8 protein-coding genes are annotated in these 5,815 nt (G+C 62.0%); 2 read left to right on the top strand and 6 right to left on the bottom strand.

The window, feature by feature from the left end; all coding sequences use genetic code 11:
* On the top strand, window positions 1–199 hold a 199-nt coding region (locus RBR29_RS10125; protein WP_320349005.1), incomplete at its 5' end, for a hypothetical protein.
* Between the two features lie 119 nt (window positions 200–318).
* Here RBR29_RS10125 and RBR29_RS10120 read toward each other — a convergent pair.
* The 3 genes from RBR29_RS10120 to RBR29_RS10110 all read right to left on the bottom strand — a co-directional run bounded on the left by RBR29_RS10120 (window position 319) and on the right by RBR29_RS10110 (window position 2,351).
* Entirely contained in the window at window positions 319–1,431 is a 1,113-nt protein-coding gene (locus RBR29_RS10120; RefSeq protein ID WP_320349002.1) for a porin, read from the bottom strand.
* Window positions 1,432–1,774: 343 nt separating this feature from the next.
* The gene (locus RBR29_RS10115; RefSeq protein WP_320349001.1) at window positions 1,775–2,029 is read right to left on the bottom strand and encodes a BrnA antitoxin family protein; all 255 of its coding nucleotides are present in this window, start codon (window positions 2,027–2,029) and stop codon (window positions 1,775–1,777) included.
* Window positions 2,030–2,069: 40 nt separating this feature from the next.
* Entirely contained in the window at window positions 2,070–2,351 is a 282-nt protein-coding gene (locus RBR29_RS10110; RefSeq protein ID WP_320348999.1) for a BrnT family toxin, read from the bottom strand.
* Window positions 2,352–2,545: 194 nt separating this feature from the next.
* Between RBR29_RS10110 and RBR29_RS10105 the strand changes: the two genes are divergently transcribed.
* Window positions 2,546–3,775 carry a nucleoside recognition domain-containing protein gene (locus tag RBR29_RS10105; protein ID WP_320348997.1) on the top strand — a complete coding sequence of 410 codons (1,230 nt, stop codon included), beginning with the start codon at window positions 2,546–2,548 and terminating at the stop codon, window positions 3,773–3,775.
* Between the two features lie 88 nt (window positions 3,776–3,863).
* On the opposite strand, the gene RBR29_RS10100 is transcribed toward RBR29_RS10105, so the two are convergent.
* From RBR29_RS10100 to RBR29_RS10090, 3 genes are all read right to left on the bottom strand, one after another.
* Window positions 3,864–4,187 (bottom strand): DNA-binding transcriptional regulator, encoded by a 324-nt coding sequence (locus RBR29_RS10100; RefSeq protein ID WP_320348996.1) that lies wholly within the window; start codon window positions 4,185–4,187, stop codon window positions 3,864–3,866.
* Window positions 4,150–4,548: a type II toxin-antitoxin system RelE/ParE family toxin gene (locus tag RBR29_RS10095; RefSeq protein ID WP_320348994.1), complete on the bottom strand. Its 399-nt coding sequence runs from the start codon at window positions 4,546–4,548 to the stop codon at window positions 4,150–4,152. Before RBR29_RS10095 ends, RBR29_RS10100 begins: the two co-directional genes overlap by 38 nt.
* 156 nt (window positions 4,549–4,704) lie before the next feature.
* Window positions 4,705–5,625, bottom strand: a complete 921-nt coding sequence (locus RBR29_RS10090; protein ID WP_320348992.1) for a phosphorylase — start codon at window positions 5,623–5,625, stop codon at window positions 4,705–4,707.
* Window positions 5,626–5,815: the final 190 nt, after the last annotated feature.

The raw sequence follows: 5,815 nt of genomic DNA, 5'->3' as shown, positions 1-5,815 counted from the left end.
GCGTGGCGACGATGATGAAAAGCAGCACGGGAAAATACTGTGCCAGATTCATGAGTGGCCCCTGTCAAAGAAGATCAAACTATGGGATTGTAGCATTTCGACAAGCCCGATTGCCGGGAAAACCCGCAGCAGAAACATATTCCAGATCAAGAAATCGACCGATTGCCAAAACGCTGCACGCACGCGGGCGATGCCTTGACTCATACGCAAAAAACCACCCCGGAGGGTGGTTTTTTGCTGTGGGGCCAAAGCCCCGCCGTTCGTGACGGCCCGGCACGCCGGGCCGCATCGCGAGCGTGGACGAGCCACGCGCGGTGATCAGAACTTGTGGTTCAGGCCGATACCGGCTTCGGTACCCTTCAAGTCCTTGACGTAGCCCAGGTTCTTGCCGTACGTGGCGTAGGTGTAGACACCGGTGCGCTTGGACAGCGGGTAGAAGTAGTTCAGCTGGTAGGTGCTGATGTTGCCGGCGTCATCGCCCCACTTGTCGCTGTCGTCCAGGTTGGACGTGGAGTAACCCCAACCAGCGTACAAGGTGCCGCCACCGATCGGAGCGCTCAGGCCCACATGGTAGTTATTGGACTTGAAGTCGTTAGACAAAACGGGATTGTTGGCACCGAGATCAACGTATTCGCCAGCACCACCAGCCCAGCCCAGCTTGCCATAGCGATCCCGACCGTAGGCCAGGGACAGCTTCACGACTTCGAAGTCGTAGCCCGCATTGACGGTCCAGTTGGTGATGGCGTCTTCGTTAGCCGTATTGCCCTGCCGGTCATAGCTGGCACCAGCGCTGATCGGGCCGTTGGCGTACATCAGACCGACGGACACGCGCGAATCACGTTCACTATTGACAATAACACCTGCACCTTCATCACGGTTAATGGTGTCATTGCCACCGGAGCCGTACAGGAACGCCGCCTTGAAGCCGGACAGGTCAGGCGTGACGTACTTGAAGGAGTTGTCGATGCGGTTGGCATAACCGTAGGCACCGAAGACCTTGTCGGCGTCGCCCATGTTCCAGCCATTGACGATCAGGTCACCCACCATCACGCCAGCGCTGTACTGGCGACCCATCGTGAAGGTACCCCAGTTGTCGCTGGACAGACCCACAAAGGCCTGGCGGTGGAACTGACGGCCCGAAGAACCTTGGCCGTTACCCAGGTCGAAACCCTGTTCCAGTTGGAAGATGGCGCGCAGGCCGTCACCCAGATCCTCGGAGCCCTTCAGGCCGAAGCGGTTGCCATTGACGGTGCCACTGCGCAGACCGGAAGTCTTGGACGTAGCGTCGATGCCATTACGATCATACTTGTAGTTCTGGTAGCCGTAGCCGGTATCGACGATACCGTACAGCGTCACGGACGTTTCCGCTTGAGCAACGCCAGCGGTGGCAAAGCCAGCCAGCAGAGCAGCAGCGAGCAGAGTCTTTTTCATGTAAGAAATCTCCGTAGATTTGTGTGAATCAGAGCCGGCCAACAACACCCTGTGCCGCCGCTCTTCCAACTCCGCGATGGGAAGTTGTAGTTATTGCATCAAAAATCCGGAGGGAACGCCATGTCGGGCGGGACAAAACCATCAGTTTCCCCGGGGAGGCGTTGCAAGTCCGCAACATCGGCCCCGCGCGGCACCTCCTGTTCGGGGATTACCCTGACGTTGAATCCGGACGCGGGGATTGGATTCAAACCGTGCGAGACGCCGCTGCCGAGGATGCGAGCCATCCCCGGACCCGCGCCGATGCCGATGCCGGCCCCAGGTCCAGCCCGATCCGGACCGCGCGTCAGAGCCTGCCTTCGGCCACCGCCTCCTCGATCAGCCGATGCAGCCGGGATTGCCAGCCCTTGCCCGTCGCGCGCAAATACGCCAACAGCCGGGGATCCATCCGCATGGTCAGGGCCTGACGGCGTACCGCCACGGGCGGCCGCCCCGGGCGACGCACCACGGCATCCACCGAATTCCAGTACGCCGCCACGGCGTCCGGATCATTAGGATCGTAGGGATCGACATCCGGATCGTAGGCAACGGGCTTGTCCATCCGCACATCCTCCTGGACACGCTTCCAGTTCGTCCGGGAATCAACTTTCCGTATGTTCACGATATAACCTCCGCTCGACCTTTGAGGCACGCCGCAATGAAATGGGTCTCAATGCATCGCCCCGGACGACATATACCAGCATCAGGACGACACCCACGCTTTCTACGTGCGCAATGTCCATCCAGCGATTCTCACCATCACGCATGACCGGCACGGTGACTTTCACTGGTGCGTCATACACCAGCAAGGCATCCGCCAAAGACAGGCCATGCTTAAGCACGTTGATTGCGTCCTTTACAGGATCGAACTCAATCACTTTCATTTATTGTATGTGCATTTATTATCTTCGTCCATCCATGATGGTGTGGCGGCCGCCGATCATCCGTCATGGGCCAAGCCTCATCCTGCAGGCTCTACCCTTCGTGGACTATTCGGACTTCACACAAGGGACACGGATGCCACGGCCCACACCGACCCGCCCATGACAGCCGGCCCGCCCTCGCGCTAGACTGCCGCATGCTGAACATCCTCTGGCTCGGGTTCTTTCTGGTCGCGGCGGCGTCCGCGCTGTTCCAATGGCTCGCCCTGGGCGATGCGGACGTGTTCGCCCGCCTGATTGCCAGCCTGTTCGACATGGCGGACCTGTCGGTCAAGCTGATGCTGCTGCTGTTTGGCACGCTGACGCTGTGGATGGGCTTTCTGAAGATCGCCGAATCGGCCGGGCTGGTGGCCGCCCTGGCGCGGCTGCTGGGGCCGCTGTTCCGGCGCCTGATGCCAGAGGTGCCCGCCGGGCATCCCGCCCTGGGCCTGATCACGCTGAACTTTGCCGCCAATGCGCTGGGGCTGGACAATGCCGCCACGCCGATCGGCCTGCGGGCCATGCATGCACTGCAGACGCTGAACCCGGCACCCAGATCCGCCAGCAACGCGCAGATCCTGTTCCTGGTGCTGAATTCCTCGTCGCTGACGCTGCTGCCGGTGACGATCTTCATGTACCGGGCGCAGCAGGGCGCGGCCGACCCGACGCTGGTGTTCCTACCGATCCTGCTGGCGACCTCGGCCTCGACGCTGGCGGGCCTGCTGGCGGTGGCCTTCGTGCAGCGGCTGCGGCTGCACGACCCGGTGGTCCTGGCCTGGCTGGGCGGCGGCGCCTTATTGCTGGGCGCATTCATGGCGCTGCTGGCGTCCATGAGCGCCGCTGCCGTGACCGCCCTGTCCTCGCTGCTGGGCAATCTGGTGCTGTTCGGCATCCTGATTGCGTTCCTGGTCGCTGGCGCCTGGCAGCGCATCCCGGTCTACGAACGCTTCATCGAGGGCGCCAAGGACGGTTTCGACGTGTGCAAGGGTCTGCTGCCCTATCTGGTGGCCATGCTGTGCGCGGTGGGGGTGCTGCGCGCGTCCGGGGCGCTGGACGTGCTGCTGGACGGCATCCGCTGGCTGGCGCACGCGGGCGGCCTGGACACGCGTTTCGTCGATGCCCTGCCCACCGCCCTGGTCAAGCCGTTTTCCGGCAGCGCAGCACGCGCCCTGATGATCGAGACCATGCAGCACAGCGGACCGGACAGTTTTGCCGCCCTGCTGGCCGCGACGGTGCAAGGCAGCACGGAAACCACGTTTTATGTGCTGGCGGTGTATTTTGGCGCGGTCGGCATCCAGCGCGCGCGCCACGCCGTGGGCTGCGCGCTGCTGGCGGATCTGGCCGGGGTGCTGGCCTCGATCGGGGTGTGCTACTGGTTTTTTGCGTGAAGCAAGCTGACCAGTTCAGACTCAAGCAGCTACTGTCGTTCCTGGCGCTTGTGTTCGCCACGCCGGTCGCACGACGATTTCGACCTGATCAAGCCAATACATCAAGGCCATGCTTCTTGACGACCTGCAGCAGACGCGCGGCTACACCGCTGGGTTGCTTCGCGCCGCTTTCCCACTTTTGCACGGTGGACGTGCTCGTGTTCAGATACCTGGCAAAGACAGACTGGCTCACCTGTGCGTCTTTGCGGATCTGGACGACAGCCTTTGCATCGAACTGCGGTGCCGCCGCAAGACACATCGCATCGAAATCCCGCATAGTCTGTTTCGTCACCACGCCGCCCCGGTGAAGGCCCGTGGCCGCGCTATGAATCGCTTCAAACGCATCGCTCTTGAAGCGGGGCTTGGTCGTCATGACTGAAAATCTCCAGAAGTTCGTGCAGCATCAGTAGTTCATCAAGCTGCGCGTCTTGCATGACCGCATACTGTGCGGCCAAGCGTTTGAAAGCAGCCTCTTCCGCCTGATCGATATTCTCACGATCACGCTTTGCGTACAGGTAGATGAAGAACCACCAAGCCGCTACTTTTTCTACCACAATGCTGCGATGCAGGTTCTTGTTAAGCCGCTTTTTCCAGACACCGCCGCCCAGATTGGCACCTTTTCCTTGTGTCAGATCGGTGCCCGCCTGAAATAGCTCTTGGTCGGAAATCCGAGCTTTGGCCGCTCGTTTGGCAAATAATCTGGTCTTGAAAAAACGCGGGGTATGGTTGTCCATCAACGCCACCTGTCGTGGTTTTATTATAGCACCTGGTGCTATAAATCATAAGGATCTGCAGAACCCTTGCAGTATCCATGACAGGCGCTACTCCCTTCTGTCGAAACAGGCCGCTGTGATCAAATTTGCCACTGAGGGAAACCCTATCCCCCTGCCCTAGCCCGGCACCCCGACGCTGGCCAGCGCCCGCAGCGGGCCGGCCGCGCGAATGGCATCGATCTGGGCCGGATCGCGCACATAGATCGTGCCGCCAAAGGACAGGGCATTCAGGGACACGCCCTGGAAATGTTCCTGGCTGCGGGGCAGCACCAGCATCCAGCCGTCGCCCACCAGCATGTTGCACGGCGGCAGCAGGCCATCGGCATCCGGGCGCAGGTCGAGCGCGGCGCAGGCCTGACCGAACGCAATCCCCATGGCCTGGGCGCTGGCCCCGGCATCGGCGCCCAGGCCGGCATCCACACGCACAAAACAATGGGCCATGGCCAGCGCGGGGTGACGGACCACCGTGCCCTGCGCCTGCCCCGATGGCAGGCCGGCACCCAGGGCGCGCAGCGAGGCGTTGTCCGGCGCAGCGGGAATCCACTGCACGTGCTTGTGTCGCTGGCTGGCGCCCGCCGCAGGCCCGCCGTTGTAGAACCCCAGGCCGCCTTCGTGCGACAGCATGAAGGCCAGGGCCTGGAAGTCGATGGCCTCCAGTGGCGAGCGCTGTTCTGCGAATGCGCGCCGGGCCAGCACCAGATGGTGCAGACAGACGGGGAATTTGTTGAGAATAGCGGCGTGATGATCCCCCACCGGGCCAACCAACAGGGCGGGATCGGGTTTCAGGAAGGGATTGAAATCCGGGTCGCGCGGGCCACCGGGCAAGATGCTTGCCTGGGAATCGGCAGTCGCAGGCGCAGCCGCTGCCGCACGCGGCTTTGCCGCGTCTTTGGCGGCCAGCGCTGCGACCCAGCGCACGGTAAATGGCAACCCCTGGTCTTCGATGACGACCTGTTCGGCCACGATGGGTTGCAAGTCGCCCGATGCGATGGCCTGATCGCTGCGCGCACGCACGGCATCCATGAAGTTAGAATGCATGGTCTTCCCCCTATGGGCGATCCAGGTTGCGCCGACCGGACCGGCAGGCCCCGGACGCCGACAGTGATTTTCCCAGATTGTAGGAGATCGCCGCCAAAGATGCGCGATCGGGGGGCGAACACGGCACATGGAGGCGTTTCATGCGTTTCGGACCACGCACACGGATCGGGATCCGCAGTCTGCTGATGGC

The sequence above is a fragment of the Castellaniella sp. genome (assembly GCF_034007085.1).
Lineage (GTDB): Bacteria > Pseudomonadota > Gammaproteobacteria > Burkholderiales > Burkholderiaceae_B > Castellaniella.
This window is presented reverse-complemented; position numbering and strand designations above follow the sequence as displayed.

Excerpts from the sequence above, each read along its gene's own strand:
- RBR29_RS10120 (WP_320349002.1), bottom strand. The coding sequence starts at position 1,431 with ATGAAAAAGACTCTGCTCGCTGCTGCTCTGCTGGCTGGCTTTGCCACC.
- RBR29_RS10105 (WP_320348997.1), top strand. The coding sequence starts at position 2,546 with ATGCTGAACATCCTCTGGCTCGGGTTCTTTCTGGTCGCGGCGGCGTCC.
- RBR29_RS10100 (WP_320348996.1), bottom strand. The coding sequence starts at position 4,187 with ATGACGACCAAGCCCCGCTTCAAGAGCGATGCGTTTGAAGCGATTCAT.
- RBR29_RS10095 (WP_320348994.1), bottom strand. The coding sequence starts at position 4,548 with ATGGACAACCATACCCCGCGTTTTTTCAAGACCAGATTATTTGCCAAA.
- RBR29_RS10115 (WP_320349001.1), bottom strand. The coding sequence starts at position 2,029 with ATGGACAAGCCCGTTGCCTACGATCCGGATGTCGATCCCTACGATCCT.
- RBR29_RS10090 (WP_320348992.1), bottom strand. The coding sequence starts at position 5,625 with ATGCATTCTAACTTCATGGATGCCGTGCGTGCGCGCAGCGATCAGGCC.
- RBR29_RS10110 (WP_320348999.1), bottom strand. The coding sequence starts at position 2,351 with ATGAAAGTGATTGAGTTCGATCCTGTAAAGGACGCAATCAACGTGCTT.